At 69.2% G+C, this 21,646-nt stretch carries 19 protein-coding genes; 9 read left to right on the forward strand and 10 right to left on the reverse strand.

Annotation, left to right across the window (positions count from 1 at the left end; translation table 11 throughout):
- The first annotated feature begins 525 nt into the window (after window positions 1-525).
- Window positions 526-888: a hypothetical protein gene (locus tag ACFVT5_RS13345; RefSeq protein ID WP_389885627.1), complete on the forward strand. Its 363-nt coding sequence runs from the start codon at window positions 526-528 to the stop codon at window positions 886-888.
- A gap of 114 nt (window positions 889-1,002) precedes the next feature.
- Here ACFVT5_RS13345 and ACFVT5_RS13350 read toward each other — a convergent pair whose 3' ends face one another.
- Window positions 1,003-1,719 carry an SDR family NAD(P)-dependent oxidoreductase gene (locus ACFVT5_RS13350; protein ID WP_389885630.1) on the reverse strand — a complete coding sequence of 239 codons (717 nt, stop codon included), beginning with the start codon at window positions 1,717-1,719 and terminating at the stop codon, window positions 1,003-1,005.
- A 151-nt stretch (window positions 1,720-1,870) separates the two neighbouring features.
- Between ACFVT5_RS13350 and ACFVT5_RS13355 the strand changes: the two genes are divergently transcribed.
- Together ACFVT5_RS13355 and ACFVT5_RS13360 are read left to right on the forward strand one after the other, a co-directional pair.
- Complete coding sequence (locus tag ACFVT5_RS13355; RefSeq protein ID WP_389885633.1) at window positions 1,871-2,737, forward strand: helix-turn-helix domain-containing protein; 867 nt, start codon at window positions 1,871-1,873, stop codon at window positions 2,735-2,737.
- A 161-nt stretch (window positions 2,738-2,898) separates the two neighbouring features.
- On the forward strand, window positions 2,899-3,909 hold the full coding sequence (locus ACFVT5_RS13360) for a PhlD (RefSeq protein ID WP_389885636.1): 1,011 nt from the start codon (window positions 2,899-2,901) through the stop codon (window positions 3,907-3,909).
- Window positions 3,910-4,010: 101 nt separating this feature from the next.
- Here the strand turns inward: ACFVT5_RS13360 and ACFVT5_RS13365 are convergent, their stop codons facing one another.
- The 4 genes from ACFVT5_RS13365 to ACFVT5_RS13380 all read right to left on the reverse strand — a co-directional run bounded on the left by ACFVT5_RS13365 (window position 4,011) and on the right by ACFVT5_RS13380 (window position 8,505).
- Window positions 4,011-4,877 carry a carbohydrate ABC transporter permease gene (locus ACFVT5_RS13365; RefSeq protein WP_389885639.1) on the reverse strand — a complete coding sequence of 289 codons (867 nt, stop codon included), beginning with the start codon at window positions 4,875-4,877 and terminating at the stop codon, window positions 4,011-4,013.
- Window positions 4,874-6,040 carry a carbohydrate ABC transporter permease gene (locus ACFVT5_RS13370; protein WP_389885642.1) on the reverse strand — a complete coding sequence of 389 codons (1,167 nt, stop codon included), beginning with the start codon at window positions 6,038-6,040 and terminating at the stop codon, window positions 4,874-4,876. The genes ACFVT5_RS13365 and ACFVT5_RS13370 overlap by 4 nt, the downstream gene beginning before the upstream one ends.
- Complete coding sequence (locus ACFVT5_RS13375) at window positions 6,037-7,284, reverse strand: extracellular solute-binding protein (RefSeq protein WP_389885645.1); 1,248 nt, start codon at window positions 7,282-7,284, stop codon at window positions 6,037-6,039. Before ACFVT5_RS13375 ends, ACFVT5_RS13370 begins: the two co-directional genes overlap by 4 nt.
- A gap of 192 nt (window positions 7,285-7,476) precedes the next feature.
- Entirely contained in the window at window positions 7,477-8,505 is a 1,029-nt protein-coding gene (locus ACFVT5_RS13380; RefSeq protein ID WP_389885648.1) for a LacI family DNA-binding transcriptional regulator, read from the reverse strand.
- Window positions 8,506-8,730: 225 nt separating this feature from the next.
- On the opposite strand from ACFVT5_RS13380, the gene ACFVT5_RS13385 reads away from it, so the two are divergent.
- Window positions 8,731-10,875: a glycogen debranching N-terminal domain-containing protein gene (locus ACFVT5_RS13385; RefSeq protein WP_389885650.1), complete on the forward strand. Its 2,145-nt coding sequence runs from the start codon at window positions 8,731-8,733 to the stop codon at window positions 10,873-10,875.
- Window positions 10,876-11,059: 184 nt separating this feature from the next.
- On the opposite strand, the gene ACFVT5_RS13390 is transcribed toward ACFVT5_RS13385, so the two are convergent.
- The 3 genes from ACFVT5_RS13390 to ACFVT5_RS13400 all read right to left on the reverse strand — a co-directional run bounded on the left by ACFVT5_RS13390 (window position 11,060) and on the right by ACFVT5_RS13400 (window position 14,407).
- The gene (locus ACFVT5_RS13390) at window positions 11,060-11,698 is read right to left on the reverse strand and encodes a hypothetical protein (protein ID WP_389885653.1); all 639 of its coding nucleotides are present in this window, start codon (window positions 11,696-11,698) and stop codon (window positions 11,060-11,062) included.
- Window positions 11,695-13,413: a histidinol-phosphatase gene (locus ACFVT5_RS13395; RefSeq protein WP_389885656.1), complete on the reverse strand. Its 1,719-nt coding sequence runs from the start codon at window positions 13,411-13,413 to the stop codon at window positions 11,695-11,697. The genes ACFVT5_RS13390 and ACFVT5_RS13395 overlap by 4 nt, the downstream gene beginning before the upstream one ends.
- Before the next feature lie 172 nt (window positions 13,414-13,585).
- The gene (locus ACFVT5_RS13400) at window positions 13,586-14,407 is read right to left on the reverse strand and encodes an SAM-dependent methyltransferase (protein ID WP_389885659.1); all 822 of its coding nucleotides are present in this window, start codon (window positions 14,405-14,407) and stop codon (window positions 13,586-13,588) included.
- 326 nt (window positions 14,408-14,733) lie between these two features.
- Here ACFVT5_RS13400 and ACFVT5_RS13405 point away from each other — a divergent pair, with 326 nt between their 5' ends.
- The 4 genes from ACFVT5_RS13405 (at window position 14,734) to ACFVT5_RS13420 (ending at window position 18,666) form a co-directional block, all read left to right on the forward strand.
- Window positions 14,734-15,237: a methylated-DNA--[protein]-cysteine S-methyltransferase gene (locus ACFVT5_RS13405; protein WP_389885662.1), complete on the forward strand. Its 504-nt coding sequence runs from the start codon at window positions 14,734-14,736 to the stop codon at window positions 15,235-15,237.
- 101 nt (window positions 15,238-15,338) lie between these two features.
- Window positions 15,339-16,019: a DsbA family protein gene (locus tag ACFVT5_RS13410; RefSeq protein WP_389885665.1), complete on the forward strand. Its 681-nt coding sequence runs from the start codon at window positions 15,339-15,341 to the stop codon at window positions 16,017-16,019.
- Window positions 16,020-16,133: 114 nt separating this feature from the next.
- Window positions 16,134-16,682 (forward strand): hypothetical protein, encoded by a 549-nt coding sequence (locus tag ACFVT5_RS13415; protein WP_389885668.1) that lies wholly within the window; start codon window positions 16,134-16,136, stop codon window positions 16,680-16,682.
- A 1-nt stretch (window position 16,683) separates the two neighbouring features.
- Window positions 16,684-18,666, forward strand: coding sequence for a caspase domain-containing protein (locus tag ACFVT5_RS13420; RefSeq protein WP_389885671.1), 1,983 nt, complete (start codon window positions 16,684-16,686; stop codon window positions 18,664-18,666).
- Window positions 18,667-18,682: 16 nt separating this feature from the next.
- Here the strand turns inward: ACFVT5_RS13420 and ACFVT5_RS13425 are convergent, their stop codons facing one another.
- Together ACFVT5_RS13425 and ACFVT5_RS13430 are read right to left on the reverse strand one after the other, a co-directional pair.
- Window positions 18,683-19,312 (reverse strand): hypothetical protein, encoded by a 630-nt coding sequence (locus ACFVT5_RS13425; protein WP_389885674.1) that lies wholly within the window; start codon window positions 19,310-19,312, stop codon window positions 18,683-18,685.
- A 178-nt stretch (window positions 19,313-19,490) separates the two neighbouring features.
- Window positions 19,491-20,519 carry a saccharopine dehydrogenase family protein gene (locus tag ACFVT5_RS13430; RefSeq protein ID WP_389885677.1) on the reverse strand — a complete coding sequence of 343 codons (1,029 nt, stop codon included), beginning with the start codon at window positions 20,517-20,519 and terminating at the stop codon, window positions 19,491-19,493.
- A gap of 110 nt (window positions 20,520-20,629) precedes the next feature.
- On the opposite strand from ACFVT5_RS13430, the gene ACFVT5_RS13435 reads away from it, so the two are divergent.
- Window positions 20,630-21,622, forward strand: coding sequence for a helix-turn-helix domain-containing protein (locus ACFVT5_RS13435; protein ID WP_389885680.1), 993 nt, complete (start codon window positions 20,630-20,632; stop codon window positions 21,620-21,622).
- Window positions 21,623-21,646 lie beyond the last annotated feature (24 nt).

A 21,646-nucleotide genomic window follows, 5' to 3' on the forward strand; every position in this document is an offset into this window, starting at 1 on the left:
AGCGCCGAAACGGCCGGCGGGGTGGCGGGATGACGTCTTCGGGCGACATTTCGGGCGGCATAAGGCGGAACCTGCCCCGGGTCGAACAGCACCCGGTGTCGTGGGGCAGCGGGAACGAGGCCGGTCCGAGCACCGGCGTACGAAAGGCCCCCGCTCCCTTCAACATACTCCTTAGCAGAGCGAAAGAACCCGGGGGCGGGCTGTGCCTCTTCTCACCCGAGGTGTGACCCACGGTAACCGAGGGCCGGTGGGCCGGGACGGCCTGAGAGCGCTCTTGATGGGTGCCACCTCGGACGGGTCCCTGCTGGTGAACTGCCGAGTACAGATGAGAAGTGGCCGTTCTCGGAGATTGGCTCAATCCGAGCACCGGAATATCCACATTCGCGAACTTTGCCGCGATTCTTGAGTGTTGCTTCGGACGCCCGAATCCGATCGTCGATTTTTGCCCAACGTGTGTCTGGAAACAGTCGATTGGCGGCACGGGGCATCGACAAGCGTTCCTGGCCCGCAATAGCGTCCGGAGTCATGGCACCCCCTACAGACCGGCGTATACACCGTGAGCTGAGTGCGGCTCAGAGAGTGGGCTGGCACATGGTCGACCTGGTCACCGCGCTGCCGAACGAAGGCGACGCGCTGACGGTGACGATGCTCGGGGAGGTGGTGGTCGTCAGCCGGAGCGAGGAGGACGGCGATCTGCACGCGTACCGATGTCTGCGTCGGCCGCGCGGTGAGCCGCAGGAAATCCAGTGCGCCGTGCGGTACGGCCTGATCTTCGTGCGGCTGCTGCCCGTGGCTCAGGGGATCAGGACGCTCGGCGACTCCACCATCCCCCAGACCGCCGCCCCGACCGGCACCACCCCGAAAGCGTTCGAGGCGATCCCCCAGTGATCAACGTCGCCCGGACGCGCCCCCGCACAGCGGTGTCACCGCGACAGCCGCGGTGACACCGCTGTGTCTCCCACATCACGTGTGTCCCCCACGTCGCGGAGGGGCTCCTTATGGTCAGGAGACCATCCGGAAACCGCGGTCAACGGGGATGTTGGCGCCGTTGATGGTGCCCGCGCTCTCCGCGGCCAGGAACTTGACCGTCTCCGCCGCCGCCGTGACCTCCGGCGAGAAAGCCGTGGTCAGAGCGGCCCCGGGCTCCCGCATCACCGGCTGACGACCGGCCGCCCGAGCGCGGGCCGCCGGCATGCTCAGCGTCACGACGTTGCAGGTGATCCCGTAACGCGCCTCCTCACGGATCATCGTGCTGATGAACCCGCGCAGAGCGGCCTCCGTGGCGCCGTAGCGCCGCGGCAGATCGCCTGTCAGCTCCGTGTTGAGGAAGATGATGCGGCCGTGTCCCGTGTCCCGCATACGGTCAAGCGCGGCGCGGATGAGGCGGAAACTGCCGACGAGATGGTTGTCGCAGACGGACACGAAGCGCTCGTCCGCCGGGCGGAGCATCACGTCGTTCGCCAGACCGATGCCGGCGACCAGCACCTCGATCGGGCCCTGGACCTCCTCGACATGGGCCACGGCGTACTCGACGTCGGCGGGGCTGGTCACATCGCACTCGACGGCGAAGTCCGGCACCGCGGGGCGGGCGTCGACATAGGTCGCGGCGACTCTGTCCCCGAGGGCGTGGAGCGCCGCCGCAATGCCCTGACTGGCCTCGCGCTGGCCTTCGGTGATGAGTACGGACCGGCCATTCATGATGCCGGGTTCGGAACGCATTGCGAGGTTCCTTACGTCAGAGGTGCACTCGACACTGTGCAAATTTCATAGCGACCCTGAGAGTCTGACGGCTGGTGACCAGCCTTTCCACGCAAAAGAAGTGCAGATAAATCCGGGACCCCCACGGTTCCGGCCAGAGAACGGGGACGGTGTGCAGCTCTCGACCGACGACACCGAGGCACTGCGAAAGCTCCTGGAGGACCGCAGAAAGGCCGTCGCGCCCGAGTCCCTCGGCTACGGGGGCCGCAGCGGCGTGGGCCGCCCGGTAGAGGGACTGAGCCAGGAGCAGATCGACGAGCTGACCGGGCGCGCCCGGGGCACGTACAGCCGTCTCGTCAACGGCCGTCTGGAACGGCCGAAACCGCAGTATCTCCAGGACATCGCGCGGCTCCTGCGGATGACCGAGCAGGAGTGGACCCACCTGTACTGGCTGACGCGGCGCGAGTACCCGGCGCCGCTCCACGAGGACGCCGGCATGGTGATCCCCGGCGTCTGGAGCAATATCCACCGCATCGAGGGCGTCATCGCCTACGTCGCCGACGCCGCGTGGAACCTCATCACCTGCAACCGCGAGTTCGAGGAACTCTTCCCCGGCAACCGTCCCCCCTCCAACGTTCTCCTCTACATGGCGACCGACCCCACCCGCCACACCCTGCTCCTCGACTGGGAGCAGTCCTGGGCCCCCTGGATCTTCCCCCAGCTACGCCGGGCCATCTCGGAGCGCCCCGAGGACGAGGAACTGAAGCGCCTGGAGCAACTGGTCCTCTCCGACCGGGAGGCAGGCCCGATCTACACCGGCACCGGTCTGGTCACCGTGCCGTTCCCCGACGGGGCGCAGCGGCCCTTCCGTCACCCCCGGCACGGCGACGGTGTCGTGGACATCCTCGCCGCCGATCCCCGCAACTCCCGGGGCGCGGGTTTCGTCATGCTCGCCTGGCACAGTGGGGACGGGAGCGCCGCTCGCCAGGAGGACCTTCGTGCCCCGGTCACGCTCGCCTCGCGGAGCCTCATGACCTGATCGGCCATACGCACGTGATGTCGCACGGATGTTCAGGACTCCGGCAAAGCACTGGTCAAATGGACGTAGTTTGTTCGTAACTTGACTATCCCGAGCGCTCCTGGGAGTCCTTCGTGCACGTTTTTGTCAGTCGTCCCGCCAATGTGCTCCCTCCCTATAAAGTGGGTACACAGGACATCCTCGACAACATCCGCACCCATCACCCCGACCATGAGCGCCTCGGCGCGATCCTGCGCATCGTGCGCAACGTCGGTGTGGACACCCGGTACTTCGTCCGTCCCCTCGACTCCTATCTGGTGTCCGGGGACCCGGATGTCACCGAACGCACAGGGACCGCCTTCGCCGACGCCGCACGGATGGCCGAGGAAGCCTCCCTCGCAGCCCTGGACCAGGCGGGCATCGGGCCGGATGACATCGATGCCCTGGTCACATCCCACTCCACCTCATGGGCCGTGCCGGGGCTCGACGTCCATCTCGTCAACAGCCTGGGGCTACCCGGGAGAACGCGCCGCGTCTCCATGACGACACTCGCCTGCGCGGGCGGCGTCCAGGCACTCATACGCGCCGCCGAACTCGCCAGGGTGCGGCCGGGCTCGCGGGTCCTGGTCGTCATCTCGGAGGCGATCAGCGCCGTCTACAACCACCGGGACACCAGCGTTCCCAGCATGATCTACAAGGCGCTCTTCGGTGACTCGGCCGCCGCCTGTGTCGTCTCCACCGAACCCCTCGGTCCCGGCCTGGCCATCGGGGACCCGGGGACCACCGACTCGACGCTCGAACTGCTGATGCCCGACACCACCGACCGCTACCGGGGCAGCCTCGACACCCACGGTCTGCACTTCGAGAGCACGAAGGCCGCCAAGAAGACCGCCGATCAGTCCCTGCCGCATGTCGCCGCATGGCTGGACGGCGAGGTCCCCGGGTTCGCCGTGATCCACCCCGGCAGTCCGGTCATCATCACGGACGTCGCCGCCGGACTCGGGCTCGACGCCCGTAGCGCCCAGCACTCACGCGAACTGCTCGCCCAGGAAGGCAACCGCGGGGGAGCGAGCGTGCTCGGCGTCCTGGAGCGTATCCACGACGACCCTCCCGCCGACGGGGACCCGGGGATGGCCGTGGCGTTCGGCCCCGGCTTCGTCGTCGCCGCGCTGCGCGGCTCCTGGCACGCCTGACCTGCCCACGAAACCCCCGGCTCCGCCGGGGGTACCTGTACGGGCCCGACGTCAGGTTCGGGCCCGTACAGGTGGTCGGTGCGGACGGTTCCGCCTCTCCGTCACTCCTTGAGGGCGCCCGCGTTCCCGCCGCGTACGAAGTGGCGCTGGAACACGAAGAACACCACGGCGACCGGGATGGTGGCCAGCAGGGCCGCGGTGAGTTTCAGCGGGTACTGCGTACCCACGCCCAGACCGCCGGTGACGAACTGGGCGAGACCCGTCGTCAGGGTCGCGTGGTCCGAGGACTGCGTCGTCACGACGAAGTGCGTGAACTCGTTCCAGGACCCCTGGAAGGACAGGATCGTGAGGGTGATCAGCGCGGGCCGCGCCATCGGCAGGATCACCGACCAGTACGTACGGAACACGCCCGCGCCGTCGACCCGCGCCGCCTCCTCGATCTCCTGCGGGACCGACGCGAAGAACTGCTTCATGATGAAGATGCCGACGGCGTCCACCAGCAGCGGCACGATCATCGCCGTATAGGTGTCGTAGATCCCGAGGTACTGCACCACGAGGAACTTCGGGATCATCAGGACGACGCCCGGCACCGCCATCAGCGAGATGAGCGTGACCGTGAGGACGCCCCGGCCGGGGAACCGCAGCCGGGCCAGCGCGTACCCCGCGAGCGAGTCGAAGAACACCCGCCCGACCGTCACCACCACGGCGACGAACACGGAGTTGCCCAGCCATGTCGGGAAGGGCACCGCACCGCTACCGCCGCCGAACAACTGCCGGAACGTGTCCAGCGTCGCGGGGCTCGGTATCAGACTCAGCGGTGACGACGCGGCCTGCGGATCCGTCTTGAACGCCGTCACCACCTGGATGACGAACGGCATCAGGAACACCAGTGCCGCCAGTGACATCAGCAGGGTCCCGAGCAGCCGCAGGTTCGTGTACCGGCGGCTCAGAGCGCGCAGCGCCGTCATCGTTCCTCACCCGACCCCTTCGAACCGGACCCCTTCGACCGCAGCCGGCCGCGGAACACGCGCCGCTTCGGCCCACCGTCGCGTTCCCGGAGCAGCAGCCGCTGCACTCCCGTCATCAGCAGGATGATCCCCAGCAGCACGAACGAGATCGCCGCGCCCGTCCCGTACTGCGCGTCCTTGAAGCTCAGCGTGTACGAGAGATACGCCGGGGTCAGCGTCGTGTTCGCGGGCGTGCCCTTACTCATCACGTACACCTGGTCGAAGACCTGCCAGGTGCCGATCAGGCCGAGCGTGATCACCAGGAACAGCACCGGACGCAGCGCGGGGATGATCACATGCCGCAGGACCTGGCGCCGGTTCGCGCCGTCCAGACGTGCCGACTCCAACTGCGACTCAGGGATGTCCTGGAGTGCGGCGAGGAACATCAGCATGAACGTGCCCGACGTCGTCCAGACGACCAGGAAGATGATGGTGCACATCGCGACGGACGGTCCCGAGAGCCAGTCCCACCACGACAGACCCAGCACCCCGTGCCCGGCCAGCGCGGCCGGTGGTGCGTCGGTGTCCACGACACCGAGAGCGCTGAGCGCCACCCACACCAGCCCCCGCGCGTCCGTGAACCAGCTCGGCCCGTTGATCCCCACCCACTTCAGCAGGCTGTTGATCGCGCCGCTGCCCTGGAAGAGGAACAGGAACACCGTCGACACGGCGATCGAGCTGGTGACGGACGGGAAGTAGAACGCCGTACGGAAGGCGCCCCTGCCCTTGAGCCGGCGCTGATTGACCGCGAGGGCGAGCCCCAGCGCCAGCGCTGTCTGGAGCGGGACGACGATCAGCACGTAGTACAGGTTGTTGCGCAGGGACGTCATGAACAGCGTCCGGGTCAGACCGTTCTCCGTGAACAGGTTCTGATAGTTCCGCAGGCCCACGAAGTCGGCCGCGCCCGAGAACGGATTGGACTGGCCGTCCCAGTCGAGCAGGCTCACCCACACCGCCATGACGATGGGCAGCGCCAGGAACAGGCCGAGCACCAGCACCATCGGACTGACGAACAGCCAGCCCCACGGACCCTGCCGGTCCCGCCTCCGGCGGGGCCGCGCCGGCCGCGACCGCCCGGAGGCGGATCGACGGCCGGACGCGGTGGTGGTCGATGTGGTGCTCATCGCCCGCTGCCACCCAGGACACTGTCACCGTTCTTCTGCAGGTCGGCCAGCAGCTTCGCCGGGTCACTGCTCGCCAGCTGTTCCAGCGAGGTGTTGAACTCGGCCATCGCCTGGCGCATCCCGGTCGCGTTCACCGGCAGCTGCGCGTACGCCGAGCCGTCCGCCCACGCCTGCGACTTCGGGTTCTGCTGCTTGTACTCGTCCATCAGCGTCTGCTTCGACGGCATGACGCCGATCGTCCGCGCGAACGTGAGCTGGTTGCTGTCACTGGTCAGCTCGTTGACCAGGTCGACCGCCGCGTCGTGGTGCTTGCTCTTGGCGGAGATGCCCCAGCAGTTGGTGAAGGCCATCGTGCCCTTGCCTCCCGGCCCCTCGGGCAGCGGGACGATCTCGTACGGTGTCTTCGGGAAGTCCTTCGTCATGGCACCGGCCAGCCAGTTGCCCTCGATGGTCAGCGCGGCCTTGCCCTTGCCGAACGCCTCACCGCCCCATCCGGCGTCCAGTTGCTTCGGGAACTTCAGGACGCCTTCCTTGAGGAGCTTCTTCACATACGTCAGCGCCTCGACGTTGGACTTCGCGGTCGCCGTCATCTTGGTCTGGTCGGGGTTCGTCAGCCAGCCGCCGGCCTGCTTGAAGAAGGTGCCGATCTGGCTGTAGTCGGCGTTGAAGGACACCCCGACGACACCGTCCTTGGTGAGCTTCTTCGCGACCGACTCCAGCTCGGCCCAGGTCTTCGGGTAGTCCGCGTCGGTCAGCCCGGCCTTCTTCCACAGGTCGGTGTTGACGGCGAGCCCCAGCGTCGACTGGTCCTTGGGGGCGCAGTAGAGCTTGTCCTGGTAGGTGAAGGCCCCGGTCAGCGCGGGGCTGAACGCGTCGGCCTGCTTGAGCTTGTCGCCGTACGGGTAGAGCGACCCGGCCTTGGCGTAGGTGCCGAACTGGTCGGTGGAGACATAGAAGACGTCCGGCGGGTTGCTGCCCGCGAACGCCTGGCCGAGCTGCTGGTCGATGTTCTGCGCTATGTCGACCGTGACGGTGTTGCCCGAGGACTTCTCCCAGGCGGCGGCGGCCTTCTTGACCGCGTCGGTCTCGGCGTTACCGGATGTGGCGATCAGTACCTTCAGGTCCTGCTTGCCCGACTTCTGCTGTTCTGCTCCGTTTTCCTTGTCGAATCCTGATGAGCAGCCGGTGACCAGCAGGGAAACCGTCAGTCCGCAAACGGCGAGTGGGAGAGTCTTGCCACGCATGGTCGTCCTCCGTGCGTATGGGTGATCAATGGATGGATACCGGTCGCAATCGGACCGGCGGTTGTGGTGGCGGCAGTGGGCGTTCCTGCCGGTGATTCATGAGGGGGGTGGCGCTGGGGGTGGTGCTCGATGTGGTGCTTTGTGTTGCTGGGTGGTGCTCGGGGTGAGGGGCGGGTCGTCGGCCCGCCCGTGTCACCCGCCGGGCGTGCTGTCCGCCGGTGGCGGACCCCCGGGGTGTGAGCTGTCGCGCGCGACGAGTCGCGGCTTCAGCAGCAGTCGCGCGTACGGACTCCTCGGTGCGGCGAGCCGCGACAGCAGCATCCGTACGCACTCCTGGGCCGCCTGCTCCAGCGGCTGTTCGACCGACGACAGGGGCGGGTCGAGCAGCGCGGCGATGGGGGAGTCGTCGAAGCCGGTGACCGCGACGTCCCGTCCCGGCCGTAAACCCCGCTCGCGCAGGACGTCGTAGCAGCCGAGGGCGAGTGTGTCGCTCAGCGCCACCACGGCCGTCACGTCGTGTTCCAGCAGGACGCGGGCGGCCCGCCGGGCGTCCTCGGTGGTGTTCTCGGCGCCGACGCGCAGACCCTCCACCGGCAGGCCGTGCCGCTCCAGTGTCCGCCGCCAGCCTGCCGCGCGGTCCCGGCCCGAGTCGCTGTGCTCGGGCCAGCCGAGCAGGCCCACGCGCCGGTGACCCGCCGCCACCAGATGCTCGGTCGCGGCCTCGGTGCCCGCGGCCCCGTCCACGTCGACCCAGTCGCCGAGCCCCTCCTCGTCCCAGGCCCGGCCGAACGCGACGAAGGGCACACCCTTGTCGTGCAGCCAGCGGTGCCGGGGGTCGGAGGTGCGCGTACGGTCCAGCACGAAGGCGTCCACCGCCTGCTCGCGCAGCAATTGGTCGTAGCGCTCTATCTCCTGCACCGGATCGTCCGTGGGGAACACCACAAGGCGGTGGCCCGCCGCGTCGGCGGCCTCGGTCAGGGCGTGCAGGAAGCGGTCGTGCACCGCGTTGGAACGGCCGGCCATGCTGCGCTCCAGCGCGTGCCCGATGGTCCGGGACTCGCGGCGGCGCAGGGAGCGGGCCGCCGCGTGCGGCCGGTAGCCCAACTCCTCGATGGCGGCCTCGACCCGCGTCAGGGTCTCGGGACGGAGCAGGTGCGGACTGTTGAGCGCGTTGGAAACGGTCTGCCGGCCGACCTGCGCGAGGCGGGCGACATCCGCCATCGTCGCGGGGCGCGACCGTGCCGCGGAACCCCCTTGTGGGGGCACCTGTCTGTCCAGCGGGGGGACTTCTCTGTCCATTGCTGTGCTGTCCGATGCGTCGGGTACGGTGTCCGTCGAATCTATTGGATCGATCCAAGAGAACGTGATTGGATCGATCCAACGCCGAAGTGCCGCTGACTGTACACCCGCTCAAGGAAATCAAGGAAGGCCGAAGGTCCCTCTGAGATGACGCACGACAGCCTCCGCGACCACCCCCTGTCCGGCCCACCCCAGGAGCCGGACACCGACCCACACGTATCGGGACAGCCCTACGTCCATGACGCCAGCGTCGTCCTGTGGGCGCCGTCGTTCGTCGCCTCACGGCCGGACGGCGACCTCGTCTCCGCGGTCGACGGCTTCTACCACGGCGACCGCCGCTTCCTGCGCACCCTCCGCGTCACGGTGGACGGCATACCGCCCGCCCCTGCCGGGTCCGCCACCGAGTCGGCGGAGCGCGCCGTCTTCGACGCCGTCCTGCGCGGCGTCGGGCAGACCACGGCCGACCCGGCGGTCACCCTGCGCCGTGAACGCACCGTCGAGCCGGGCCGCTTCACCGAGCGCGTCCTGCTCGCCAACCACGGCTCCCGGCATGTGGCGTTCACACTCCGGGTGAGCGCCGAGGCGGACTTCGCGGCGATGGACGTCGTCAAGTCGGGTGTCCGTTTGGGAGCCGCCGAACCGGTCGCGGGCGATGCGAGCCTGTCGTGGACCGGTGACACCGCGCACCTCACCCTGACGGCCGACGCCCCCGACGCACCCGGAGCCGTCTTCGTCGACGGCACCGAGGGCAGCCTCGAATTCGCCGTCACGCTCGCTCCCGGCGAGGAGTGGCCGTGTGCGCTGCACATCGTGGCCGAGCGCGGCGACTCGGCGGCGTTCCTGCCGGTGACCGACGAGCAGCGCCCCTGGCAGCCCGTCGAACTCGCCTGCGCCGACGGCGACTTCACACGGCTGATCACTCAGGCCGAGCAGGACCTCTCCCGGCTGCTGCTCGCCGACCCGCAGGCACCGGAAGACGTCTTCGCCGCCGCGGGCGCCCCCTGGTTCCTCACCCTGTTCGGCCGTGACTCGCTGTGGACGGCCCGCATGCTGCTCCCGCTCGGTACCGAACTGGCCGCCGGGACCCTGCGTACGCTCGCCCGCCGCCAGGGCCGCGACACCGTCCCCGGCACCGAGGAACAGCCAGGCAAGATCCTCCACGAGGTCCGCGCCCAGGAGCAGTCCGGGCACATCGGCATGCGTCTGCCCCCGCAGTACTACGGCACCATCGACGCCACCCCGCTCTGGATCTCGCTCCTGCACGACGCCTGGCGCTGGGGCATGCCCGACGCCGAGGTCGCCGAGCTGCTGCCGAACCTGGAGGCGGCCCTCACCTGGCTCGTCGAGTACGGCGACCCGGACGGCGACGGCCTCCTGGAGTACATCGACTCCACCGGCAGCGGCCTCGCCAACCAGGGCTGGAAGGACTCGGGCGACTCGGTCCGCTTCCGCGACGGCTCCCTCGCGCAGGGCCCGATCGCCCTGTGCGAAGTGCAGGCGTACGCCTATGAGGCCGCGCTGGCGGGTGCCGCGCTGCTCGACGCCTTCGACCGTCCCGGCGGCGACCGCTATCGCACTTGGGCCGCTCGGGTCCAGGACGCGTTCCGCGCGGGCTTCTGGGTGTCCGACGAGAACGGCCCGTACACCGCCATCGCGCTCGACGCGGACAAGCGGCCCGTGGACTCGGTGACCTCCGGCATGGGACACCTGCTCGGCACCGGACTCCTCGACGCCGAGGAGAGCCGTGCCATAGCCGACCGGCTGCTCGCGCCCGACCTCGCCGACGCCTACGGTCTGCGCACCTACAGCACTCTCAACTCCGGCTACAACCCGCTCGGTTACCACATCGGCTCGGTCTGGCCGCACGACACCGCCATCGCCGTGCACGGTCTGGCCCGCGCCGGATTCCCGGACCACGCGCGCCGGCTCGCCGAGAACCTCATCGCCGCGGCACCCGCCTTCGACTACCGGCTTCCGGAACTCCTCGCGGGCACGGCGCGTACCGCGTCCCGCCGGCCCGCGCCCTATCCGGCGTCGTGCCGCCCGCAGGCATGGTCGGCCGCCGCGTCCGTCGGCATGCTCCAGGCACTCCTCGGTCTGGAGGCGGACGTCCCGGCGGGCCGCCTCACCGTCCGCCCCGCCTCCGGCGGCCATCTGCCCCTCAAGGTGACGGGTCTGCGGGTCGCGGGCGAACCGCTGGCGGTCTCGGTGACGGCGGACGGAGCCGTACGTGTGGACACGGCCGCCGCGGTGACGGTGGAAGTGGAGGGTGCGCAGGGCTCTCAGAAGTGAGAGCCGGGCGGGTCCTCAACTCTCAGGAGTGAGAGCCCGGTGGGACGGGGCCGTGCGGAAGAGGTGAACCGCACAGCCCCGTTGGTGGCCCCGGCGGCGAAGGCTCACGCCTGGCCGGGCGGGCTCACACGCGGCCTGTCGGGCTCACGCGTGGCCTGCCGGGCTCACGCGTGGCCTGCCGGGCTCATGCGTGGTCGTGATCCGCGCAGCACGGCGTGGGGTTGGGCACCTCGAACGGTGCCAGCACACCCCCGGCCGCCGGAACCAGCGGCAGCAGCAGATCGCCCTCCTGCCAGGTCGGCCGCACATGTCCCCGCGTCATCACCAGCGTGCCGGCACCCGACAACCGCGGATCACCGGCCGGGGAGCCGAGCAGCGAGACCCGGTCCACCGCGCTGTCGGCGAGCAGCCGCTCCAGCGTGACCGTGCCTGTCAGCAGGTCGACCCCTGGAAACACCACCGCACGCCCACCGTCGCGCCGAGCGTGCTCGGCGGCGGCCGTCGTGGCGCCGTCCACCCACTCGACCGGGCCGAACTCCCGCTCGCCGAGGACCGCGCCGGCCGGTGGCTCACCCGGATCCGAGAGCAGCACGACCAGCCGTTCCCACGCCGACTCCGCGGCGTCCGCGTCCGGCAGCGCGAACGACACCGCCGTGTGCGGACGCGCGCCGCGCACCAGATGCGTACACCCCACGGTGTCCGCCGGCAGACCCAGCACCTCCACCAGTCGGTGGACCAGATGGTCAGCGTCGCTCAGACCGGCACAACCGGCGTCCACACCGATGACGGTGGGGACGCCGGACGCGTGACGAGGTGCTGTCATGCGGGCAGGACCCACATCGGGTTGGAGTAGAACCACAGGTCCTTCCACGGGTCGGCGTCGCCGACCACGTCGATCGCCGGGCCGACCGGGTCGACGCCCGCGCCGTTCAGACCGACCGCCGTGCGGTTGCCGTCCGTGCCCCGCAGGCGCACGTACACCGGCTTGTCCACGCGGCCCAGCGAGTACGTCAGACGCACGCCGCCCGTCGACTTGTTGACCTCGAAGGACTTGACGACCTTGGTGTTCGGCGTGGTGAGCGCGTCACGGTCGGACGCCTGGCCCGTGACATCGCCCTGGACGACGTCCACGCGCGCCAGCGTCGGCACGAACTGCGCCCAGTTGGAGCCGTTCGCCAGCGAGATCTCCACGACCAGGTCGACCTGGCTGCCGCGCCGCACGTGCAGCGTTCCGCCCAGCGTGACCGAGCTGCGGCCGGACTTGAGCTGCGCGTTGAGACCGCTGATCAGCCCGCCGTGGTCCACCCAGACCCGGCCCGCGCGGATGCCGTCCATCACGGACTTGTACGAGAAGTTCGACGCGCCCACGTGGGTGCGGCTGTAGTGACCGGGCCAGTAGTCGCCGTCACCGAGGTTGAGGCCGCCGCCGTACACCGGGTCCTGGTACTTGCCGTCGCGCGCGAAGTCGCTGCCCGGACCGCGGGTCGAGTTGTCGGCGTACACACTGTGCGAGTCGGAGTTGGCGGTGATCCACCACGGCTTGCCCTCGGCGAGCAGGCTGTCCCACAGACCGCCGACGGTCGCGGTCATCCAGTCGAAGCCGCCGAAGGTGCGGTAGCTCTCCAGCGGGTAGCCCGCCCAGGAGTTCGCGCTCGGGCTGGAGTCGTAGAAACCACGCCCGGAACCGGGGCCGTTCGGCTTCGGCAGACCGGCCGCCTGGTGGCCCGGCGCACCCTCCATGCCGACCGCGATCCGGGGCTGCGCGTCACGCCAGCCACGGATCTCGTGCGGCGAGTCCAGACCCTTGCGCGCCGGGTGGTTCGCGAGGAACAGCGCGTCCGTGATCCGCTTGCGGCGGATGGCGTCGGCGAGGAAGTTGACACCCGCGATCGCGAGGGCCTCGTTCGCCGGGGTGCTGTCCGTCGCGCCCTTCACGGCACCGTCGAAGGAGTTCTCGAAGTCCTTGAGAACACTGACCTCGTTACGGCCCGGGTGCACGAACACGGTGCCGTGCTCCGCCGCCGGGATGTTCCACTCCAGACCCTGGAACACCAGGGTGTCGGAGATCTTGTCACGGGCCGCGACGATGTCCGGGTTGACCTTCTCCACGCCGATCTTGGCGTGCGTCTCGCTGCCGTGGTCGGTGATGACCATCCAGTCGAGACCGTGCGCGTTCCCCTGGCGCACATGGTCGATCACGCGGTACTTGCCGTCGGAGCTGTGCTGCGTGTGGATGTGGTGGTCACCGGCCAGCCACAGATAACCACCTGTACGCGCACCGCCGTTCGAGGACCCGTGCGCGGCGGGCGCGGCAACGGCTTCCCCGGCACCCACGAGGCCACCGCCCACCACACTGCCCGCGGCGATCCCCGCGCCGAGCAGACCGGTGCGCCGCAGCATCGAGCGTCGCGACAGCTGATCGGGCGTCAGCCCCTCGTCGGGAACCGACATGTCGAGAGCCGGAGGCAACGACGTGGGTTCGTCATTGCCGTGGTGATGATGCCCATGGTGGTGCCCATGGTCGTGACTGTGGCTCATCTCAGCTCCTGCTGGCCTCACGGGAGTACGCGTTCGGACGTGCCGAGCGTGCGCATGCGCGGTGAACGACAGACGATGCACCGATGACGGCACAGGGAACGCCGGATGTGAGGAGGGGACGGAGCCATGGGTGACGGTCGCCTGCCGACCAGCCGTGGTCTGCCGTTGGCGGTTACGGCTTGCGGCCCATTCCGCAGTAGGCGTCCACCGGTGTCGCTCCGTCTGTGGAGGTGCCGGGCTCGGGGTGCCAATGGGTGACCTGGACGATTCCGGGGTCGGTCAGCTCCAGGCCGTCGAAGAATCCGGCGATCTCCTCGACGCTGCGGACGTAATACGGCACGGCACCACTGGAGTTGTACGCGTCCGACGCGGCGATCATGCCTTCGCTGGTGGACGTGCTGTCGCTGATGACCAGGTAACTCCCTGACGGCAGGCCGGACATGAGGTGCGACACCAGCGAGCGGGCCTCTTTGTAGTCGGCGACATGCCCGAGCGTGTTGAGGATCATCAGCGCGACCGGCCAGGAGAGATCGAGCGTGTCCCGGGCCGCTTCGAGGATCTTGTCGGGCCGGTACAGGTCGGCGTCGAGGTACGCGGTCCTGCCCTCGGGTGTGCTGGTGAGCAGCGCGCGGGCGTGGCTCAGTACGAGAGGGTCGTTGTCGACGTACACGATGCGCGCGTCCGGGGCGGCGCGCTGGGCGACCTGGTGGGTGTTGTCGGCGGTCGGCAGGCCCGTCCCCACGTCGAGGAACTGCCGTACGCCCTGCTCGACGGCCAGGTGCCGGACCGCGCGCCCGAGGAAGTGCCGGCTGGTGAGCGCCACATCGACCAGCCCGGGGAAGATCGTCCGGATGTGGTCACCGATCTCACGGTCGACTTCGTAGTGGTCCTTGCCGCCCACGAAATAGTTCCAGAAACGCGCGGAGTGCGGCGTGGTGATGTCGATCCGTGCGCGTACTTCTGCGGCTTCTTGCAGGGAGTCACGGTCGGACATGGAAAGGGGCCTCCTCGGCTACGTCGGTCCGGCGATCACCTCCAACCTAGACGCACCGACGAAGCTCGAACACACGCTTGGCTACATCAACTCCCTTGCCCGGCAAGCGAGATGACCCGTGCGTCTCCCTACCCCAAACCCCTCCCCGTACCGTACCGACGCCATGTCCGAATCCCGCCAGCAGCCGCCTCCGCGAAGCACCATTCTCGAAGGTGGAAACAGAGAGCGGAAGGGACGGAAGGGACAGGACGATGAATGAGAAACCGGCGACTGCTACTACAGGTGCAGGGATAGGTGCACGTACAGGGACAGGTTCAGCTACGGGGGTGACCGTCTGGACGGCCGTGGACAGTCCGCTGGGTGACGTGCTGCTGGTCGGAGAGGTGACGGCGAGCGGTACGGCGCTGACCTCGCTGTCCATGCCGGGCCAGAGAAGCGCCCCGACGGTACGGGACGACTGGCGGCACGCTCCGGGTGCCTTCGTGGATGTCACCCGGCAGCTCACCACGTACTTCGCGGGTGAACTGACCACGTTCGCCGTCGAGTTCATCCCGACCGGGACCGACTTCCAGCGTCGCGTATGGAGCGCCCTGGACGACATCCCGTACGGCTCCACGACCACCTACGGCAAGCTCGCCGAGCGGCTGGGAGTGGCGCGTCAGGACGTCCGGGCGCTGGGCGCCGCGATCGGCGCGAATCCGCTGCTGCTGGTGCGCCCCTGCCACCGGGTGATCGGCGCGGACGGCACGATGCGCGGTTACGCGGGCGGAGTCGAGCGCAAGGTCCGACTCCTCACCCACGAGGGAGCCCTCCAGCCGACGCTGCTCTAGCCGGTCGGGCGCCGGTCGCTCCGGTGGTCCGTTTGCTCCCTCCCGTACCACCTGACAGCCTGGCCGGGAGCGAGTGATCCCGCACTTCCGGGGAAGGAACGATGACCTCCACACCGCAGCCCAGCGCACCGCGGCCCAGCACGCCTCACCTCAGCACGCCTCAGCCCAGCACACCGGCCCCCACCAAGGTCGACTTCTACTTCGACCCGGTCTGCCCGTTCGCGTGGATCGCCTCCCGATGGATCCTGGAGGTGGAACGGCACCGCGACATCGACCTGCGGTTCCGGATCATGAGCCTGACCGTGCTCAACACCGGCCGCGAGGACCTGCCGGCGCGGTACAAGGCGCGGCTGGAGGAGGGCTGGTGGGCCGTCCGCGTCGCAACGGCCCTCGCCCAGCGGGACGGCGAAGACGCCCTGCGGGCCTTCTATACCGAGTTCGGCGTCCGCTACCACAACGAAGGCATCAAGGACCGCAGAGCCGTCATCGAAGCAGCGCTCGCCGCCATCGGAGCACCCGCCGACCTCATCGCCGCGGCGGACTCCACGGAGTACGACGACGCGGTGCGCGGGAGCCATCACGAGGGGATGGACCCGGTCGGGTTGGACGTCGGCACACCCACCCTGCACGTCGACGGCGTCGCCTTCTTCGGACCGGTCCTCAGCTCGATCCCGCGCGGCCAGGACGCCCTGAACGTCTTCGACGGCGCCGTGGCGCTGGCGAGTTACCCGGACTTCTACGAGCTGAAGCGCTCACGGACCGGCGGGCTCGACTTCACCTGACGGGGCCCGGTGGGTGAGGTTGAGCAAACCGTCCTGTTTCGGGGTGTGTTGGGTTCATACTGGCTGCTCACAGCCGACGGACGCACGACGGCGACGGAAGCACCAGGGGGGCCGATGAGTGACGGGCGTGTGCGCATCGAGCTGAGACTCACGGACACCGAACTGCCGTGCGAGCACTGGGACGCGGCGACGGAATCCCTGCGGCAGGGGCTCTTCGCGTACGGGGCTGAGCTGATCCGTCCGTCGTCGGCGCAGGCGCAGGCGCAGGAACAGGCAGAGGCAACGGCAGAGGCAACGGCAGAGGCAGAGGGGCAAGCAGCGGCAACGGCACCTCTAGGCGCCAAGGGTGACCCCCTCACCATGTCGTTGATCGCCGCGCTCATCGCCTCACCCGTCCTGACCGAGGTCGTACGGCTCGCCGCCGGATGGGTCGGCAGGACGCAGCACCGGTCGGTGGAGCTGACGGGACCCGCCGGCAGCATCAAGGTGACCGGTCACCCGAAGGGCGAAGAGGAAGCGCTCGTGGCGGCGTGGCTACGCGAGAACACGACACCCACCACGGCCGACGCGACCAGCACCCCTCCTGCGAGGGACGGCGCGGGCACCGGCGGCGACACCGAAGGCAACACCAACGGCGACCGCGACGCGCTCGCCGGATCCTGACATGGTGCCTTCGGCCCCGGTCCCGTACGCCATGGAACGGCGCCGCGCGCTGCTCGTGGCCACCGACACCTACGAGGACCCCGAGTTCACGCGCCTGATCGCACCCGCCGGAGACGCGGCGTCCCTCGCCGATGTGCTCGGAGACCCGGAGGTGGGCGCCTTCGACGTGACCGTCGTGGCGAACGGCACCGCCGACCACATCGAGCGCGCGCTGAGGGTGTTCCTGGGTGACAGCCGTCCCGACGACACCGTCCTGCTCTACTTCTCCTGCCACGGCGTCAAGGACCTCCTCAACCGCTACTACCTCGCCGCGACCGACTCCCGCGCCGACCGCATGCCGCAGACCGGACTCAACCCGCGCACCATGCATGTCTGGCTCGACGAATGCGACGCGAAGACGGTCGTGGTGATCCTCGACTGCTGCTTCAGCGGCGCGTTCCGCAAGGGTTTCGTCGCGCGCGGCGACGCTAAGGTCGATCTGCCGCGTGACCTCACGGGCCGGGGGCGGATCATCCTCACGTCCTCGACCCAGTTCCAGTACTCGTACGAGGAGGGCACCGACCTCGTCGCCGGGAACGTCCCGCGTTCCGTCTTCACCACGGCCCTGGTCGACGGCATCCGCACCGGACTCGCCGACCGGGACGACAGCGGCTACGTCTTCGTCGACGACCTGTACGACTACGTCCACGAGACGCTCGCGTATCTTGGGAAGCCGCAGTCGCCGGAGATGTACAGCGACGGGCGTGGACGCGTCTGGATCGCCCGTAATCGTCGCGCGTTCCAGCAGCGTTTCTCGCCGCCGCCCGTCCTGGTCGAAGGAGCCACTGTCACGGGCATTTTGGCGGCGTCGGTGCGTCATTTCCCTTGTGGCGAGGCGGTGTTGAAGGCGCTCGCCGCCACGGTCGGCCGTCTCCGAGGCTTGGCGGAAGGGCCCGAGCTAGCGGTCATCTGGCGGGACATCCAAGCGGCCGTCGACCCGCACTACCGCCCGACGACCCTGATCGACGCGGTTCTGAGCCTCCGTGACGCCCTGGACACCCTCAATCGGGACCCCACGCTCTGCCGCGTCACGGCCGAGGTGTGCGACGCCCTGATCGCCCAGGTCGCCGACGCCGAGTCCACGGCGGCCGTGGACGACCTCCTGGCCGCCGCCGTGGCCTACTTGGCGCTGATCGACCGGGCCGTGACCCGCTATCACGGGTTTCTCGATCTCACTCGCCACGCGCCCGCGATCCGTTCCTTCGTGGACGTGGTGTCCCGCGCCGTCCGGCACACGGGCGAGCAGAGGCCGCAGGACACGGACCCCGGGCTCGACGAGAACACGGAAGACCCGAAGCCTGCGGGGGACCGCTCTGACCCGGCCTACCACGACACCATCGCGGTCCTCGTCACGCTCGCCGCGGAGATCCGGGCCGTGGCCCACGTGCTGCGCGGCCTCGGCGGACGGGGCCCGCTGGCCGACATACTCGGCGAACTCGCCGCCGTGATACGGAGCGGAACCCTCGTCGACGAGACCGGCGCCATCGCCCTCCGCGCTCTAGCGGCGGCGCTGAACGACCTCGCCCACGCACTGTCCGGGTTCCTCGACGAGGAGGCCGTGGCGGCCCTGGACCCGGTGCTCTCCGCGGAGGTGGGCACGGAACTCGCTGGCCTGTCGGGGGAGGTGGACCTCGACAGCGCGGCGGCCACGGTCCATGAGGCGGCCGGGAAGCTGGTCACCCAGGCACGGAGCCTGGGAAACGTCCACGAACTCCTGGCCGTGATCGCCGACATCCGCGCCTCCGTCGCCGAAGTGCGGCGCACCCCGTGGGAGCCGGAGGAACTGACGGAGGCGGCGAACACCCTCGCCGCTTCGACGAAGGCGGCGGCGACTGCGGTACGGGAGTCCCGCGAGGGAATCCTCACGGAGGCGCGGGAGACCGGCCCGAAGCCCCTGCCCCCGGCATCCGAAGCCGGCCCCGCCGAGATCACCCTGGACGACTGAGGCGAAGGCGGTACGTTCAGTTGGACGGCCGGTCCGGCGACGGCGGAGGGGTCGCGGTGATGACTTCGATCTGGTTGAGCATGCGGGCCGCCAACTGCCCGCGCGCGTCCTGGATGTAGTCGAGGCCCGATCGAAGCTCGTCCACCACGTCCGGGGTGACGCGGGACTCACCCACCGCCTCCTGACGTATCCGCCTGGACGCGGCTTCCAAGTAGACGAGGGGCAAGGGGCGACCGTCCTGCGCGAGCGGATCACGCAACGGATATCCGTAGGCGGACTGTCCGATCCACAACCCGTCGCGCAGCATGGCATCGACCGCCGCGTGAGCGGTCCCCTGAACGCGGGCCAACGCGACATCGAAGTCCTCCGCGTTGAGCCGCCGGCCGAGTTCAAGGTCTTGAAGTGCCCTGTACAGGAAGTCGTTCCAGTCCCGCAGAGCGGAGCGTACGAGGATGATCCTCTCGACCCTCTCCTCCTTCCGGGCCTCCGCCTGGGCGCGATCCGCACGCGTACCCTGTTCAAGGGCTTCCTGCCGTTGAGCCCTCAACGTCGCCCTCTGCATCTGAAGCGGCCCCCAATACGCCCCCAGGGCCGTGATGAGCGCCCCACCGAGTGCCCCCAGCACCCCATACAGAACTTCCGGCATGGGACAACCACGCCCGACACCCGCCGCGGAAATTCTCGTGGGACGAGGGAGAACAAGGGAATGGACACCGCCAACGCACACGACCTCACCCTGATCTTCTCCGACCTCCAACTGACGGAGGACTATCCGGGCGGTGTGATGACCTGATCCGGTGGGACCTGGATCCGGGGTTGGCGGGCTATCGGCTCAGTTCCAGGGTGATGTGCGGGGACAGGGCGTGGAGGAAGTCGGGGGCGTCGAAGATTTTTCCTGCGGAGGCGACGCCGATCGCGTTGGTGCGTCCCGTGAGGACACGGTCGACCGCTTCCACCACCAGTGGCGCGGTGACCGCGTAGATGTCCTGGCCGCGGGCCACGGCGCGCCGTTCGGCGTCACCTGAGCGCAGGACGACGTCGACGAGGAAGGTCTGGGCCGACCGACCGCGCTCGTCGACCGAGGTCGGTGTCGGCGTATCCGGGGCCGCGATGTCCCGGGCCGCCTCGACCGTCATGTAGGTGCGCACTTCGGGGATGGACAGGTGGCTGGGGACGGTCACGACGTCGGCCATCGTGAACTCCCCGATGACGGGCCGGGGACCCATCGGGTCGGGGAAGGGCCACTCCAGGGTGGGCGGCGCGTCGTGGCGGTGCTCCAACTGCCCGTTGGTGAACACGACGCGTCCGCCGTTCCGCCGCTGCCGGGAGACCACGCCCGCCTCGCGCGTCCCGGCGGTGGGATGCCAGCCGCTCAGTCCGTACGCGACGTGCGCCTCGTCGGCCGCCGTCCAGTCGCCCATCGCCGCGGTGACCAGCAGGTCGCCGAAGCCGCCGAAGAACGCCATCGCCGGGACGATCACTGTTCCCGCGTCCCGTGCCCGGTCGGCGAAGTGCGCGAACGTATCGACGTTGGCCTCGATCTCGGCCGCCACGTCCAGATACGGAATCCCGGCCCGCAGGGCCGCCTCGATCACCGGAGCGGCCGTCGTGGCGAAGGGCCCGGCGCAGTTGATCACGGCCGCCGCACCGGCCAGCGCGCGATCGAGCGCGGCCGGATCGTCGACCCCAGCCGGGCGGGCCTCCAGTTCGGTCTCGTATGCCTGCGCCTTCAGTTTCCCTGCGTCGCGGCCCAACAGAACCGGGAGAAACCCACGCTCCCTCAGCTCCGCCACCACGAACCGCCCGGTGTGCCCGTACGCGCCGAACACCGCCACCGTCTGGCCCGATCCCATGAGTTCTCCCCACACTGTGCTGATCCGCTGCGATCTGTCACGGACATCCTGACGAAGGTCGGACCCTCACCGCGATTGTCTGGAACGCCATGCCCCGTACAATTCCGGACATGAAAACTGTCGCGCTGGCCGTCACCGACGGCATGCTGAATTTCGAGCTGGCCTTGGCGTGCGAGGTCTTCGGAGCCGACATGACCGGCAGGGCGGACTCCTGGTACCAGCTCTCGATCTGCGGACCGAGCGCGGTGCGGGTCGGCCGCTTCCGGATGCAGCCCGACCACGGACTCGACCGCCTCCCGTTCGCCGACACCGTGATCGTCCCCGGTTGGGTCGATGTCGACCAGGCCCCGCCGGCCGAGCTGATCGACGCGGTGCGCGCGGCCCATGATGCGGGCGCACGCGTGGCCTCCCTCTGTACGGGCGCCTTCGTGCTGGCCGCCGCCGGTCTGCTGGACGGCAAGCGCGCGACCACGCACTGGGCACACACTCAGGTGCTGGCCGAGCGACACCCCCGGGTGACGGTGGACCCGGACGTCCTCTACGTGGACAACGGCAGCGTGCTCACCTCGGCCGGCAAGGCCGCCGCCATGGACCTGTGCCTGCACCTGGTCCGCCTCGACCACGGTTCGTCCATCGCCAACACGCTGGCCCGCCTGCTGGTCGTGCCACCGCACCGGGACGGCGGTCAGGCGCAGTTCGTGACCACCCCCGTCCCCGCCCCCGGCAACCACCCGCTCGCCGAACTTTTTCCCTGGGTGATCCAACGGCTGGACCACCCGCTCACGGTGGAAGACCTGGCCCGTCAGGCACGGATGAGTTCGCGTCACCTGGGCCGCCACTTCAGGTCAGTGACGGGTACCACCCCATTGCAATGGCTGCTCACCCAACGGATCCGCCACGCCCAAGAGTTGCTGGAGACCACCGACGACACCGTCGACACCATCGCGGCGGCCACCGGCATGGGCACGGCCGCGACACTGCGCCGGCATTTCAATCGGACGGTAGGTGTCCCGCCGGACACCTACCGGCGCACCTTCCGCTCGCGGACCCATGCGACTGGGCCGTCCGATGGATCAAAAAGCGTGCTCCTGACGGTAGTTTAGTGCGTTCATTCACATTGGGGGTGA

It is taken from the genome of Streptomyces sp. NPDC058001 (genome assembly GCF_042886315.1).
Taxonomy (GTDB): domain Bacteria; phylum Actinomycetota; class Actinomycetes; order Streptomycetales; family Streptomycetaceae; genus Streptomyces.

Coding starts and splice junctions, on each gene's coding strand:
- ACFVT5_RS13345 (WP_389885627.1), top strand. CDS start 526: ATGGCACCCCCTACAGACCGGCGTATACACCGTGAGCTGAGTGCGGCT.
- ACFVT5_RS13350 (WP_389885630.1), bottom strand. CDS start 1,719: ATGCGTTCCGAACCCGGCATCATGAATGGCCGGTCCGTACTCATCACC.
- ACFVT5_RS13365 (WP_389885639.1), bottom strand. CDS start 4,877: ATGACGGCGCTGCGCGCTCTGAGCCGCCGGTACACGAACCTGCGGCTG.
- ACFVT5_RS13370 (WP_389885642.1), bottom strand. CDS start 6,040: ATGAGCACCACATCGACCACCACCGCGTCCGGCCGTCGATCCGCCTCC.
- ACFVT5_RS13375 (WP_389885645.1), bottom strand. CDS start 7,284: ATGCGTGGCAAGACTCTCCCACTCGCCGTTTGCGGACTGACGGTTTCC.
- ACFVT5_RS13380 (WP_389885648.1), bottom strand. CDS start 8,505: ATGGCGGATGTCGCCCGCCTCGCGCAGGTCGGCCGGCAGACCGTTTCC.
- ACFVT5_RS13385 (WP_389885650.1), top strand. CDS start 8,731: ATGACGCACGACAGCCTCCGCGACCACCCCCTGTCCGGCCCACCCCAG.
- ACFVT5_RS13390 (WP_389885653.1), bottom strand. CDS start 11,698: ATGACAGCACCTCGTCACGCGTCCGGCGTCCCCACCGTCATCGGTGTG.
- ACFVT5_RS13395 (WP_389885656.1), bottom strand. CDS start 13,413: ATGAGCCACAGTCACGACCATGGGCACCACCATGGGCATCATCACCAC.
- ACFVT5_RS13400 (WP_389885659.1), bottom strand. CDS start 14,407: ATGTCCGACCGTGACTCCCTGCAAGAAGCCGCAGAAGTACGCGCACGG.
- ACFVT5_RS13410 (WP_389885665.1), top strand. CDS start 15,339: ATGACCTCCACACCGCAGCCCAGCGCACCGCGGCCCAGCACGCCTCAC.
- ACFVT5_RS13415 (WP_389885668.1), top strand. CDS start 16,134: ATGAGTGACGGGCGTGTGCGCATCGAGCTGAGACTCACGGACACCGAA.
- ACFVT5_RS13420 (WP_389885671.1), top strand. CDS start 16,684: ATGGTGCCTTCGGCCCCGGTCCCGTACGCCATGGAACGGCGCCGCGCG.
- ACFVT5_RS13425 (WP_389885674.1), bottom strand. CDS start 19,312: ATGCCGGAAGTTCTGTATGGGGTGCTGGGGGCACTCGGTGGGGCGCTC.
- ACFVT5_RS13430 (WP_389885677.1), bottom strand. CDS start 20,519: ATGGGATCGGGCCAGACGGTGGCGGTGTTCGGCGCGTACGGGCACACC.
- ACFVT5_RS13435 (WP_389885680.1), top strand. CDS start 20,630: ATGAAAACTGTCGCGCTGGCCGTCACCGACGGCATGCTGAATTTCGAG.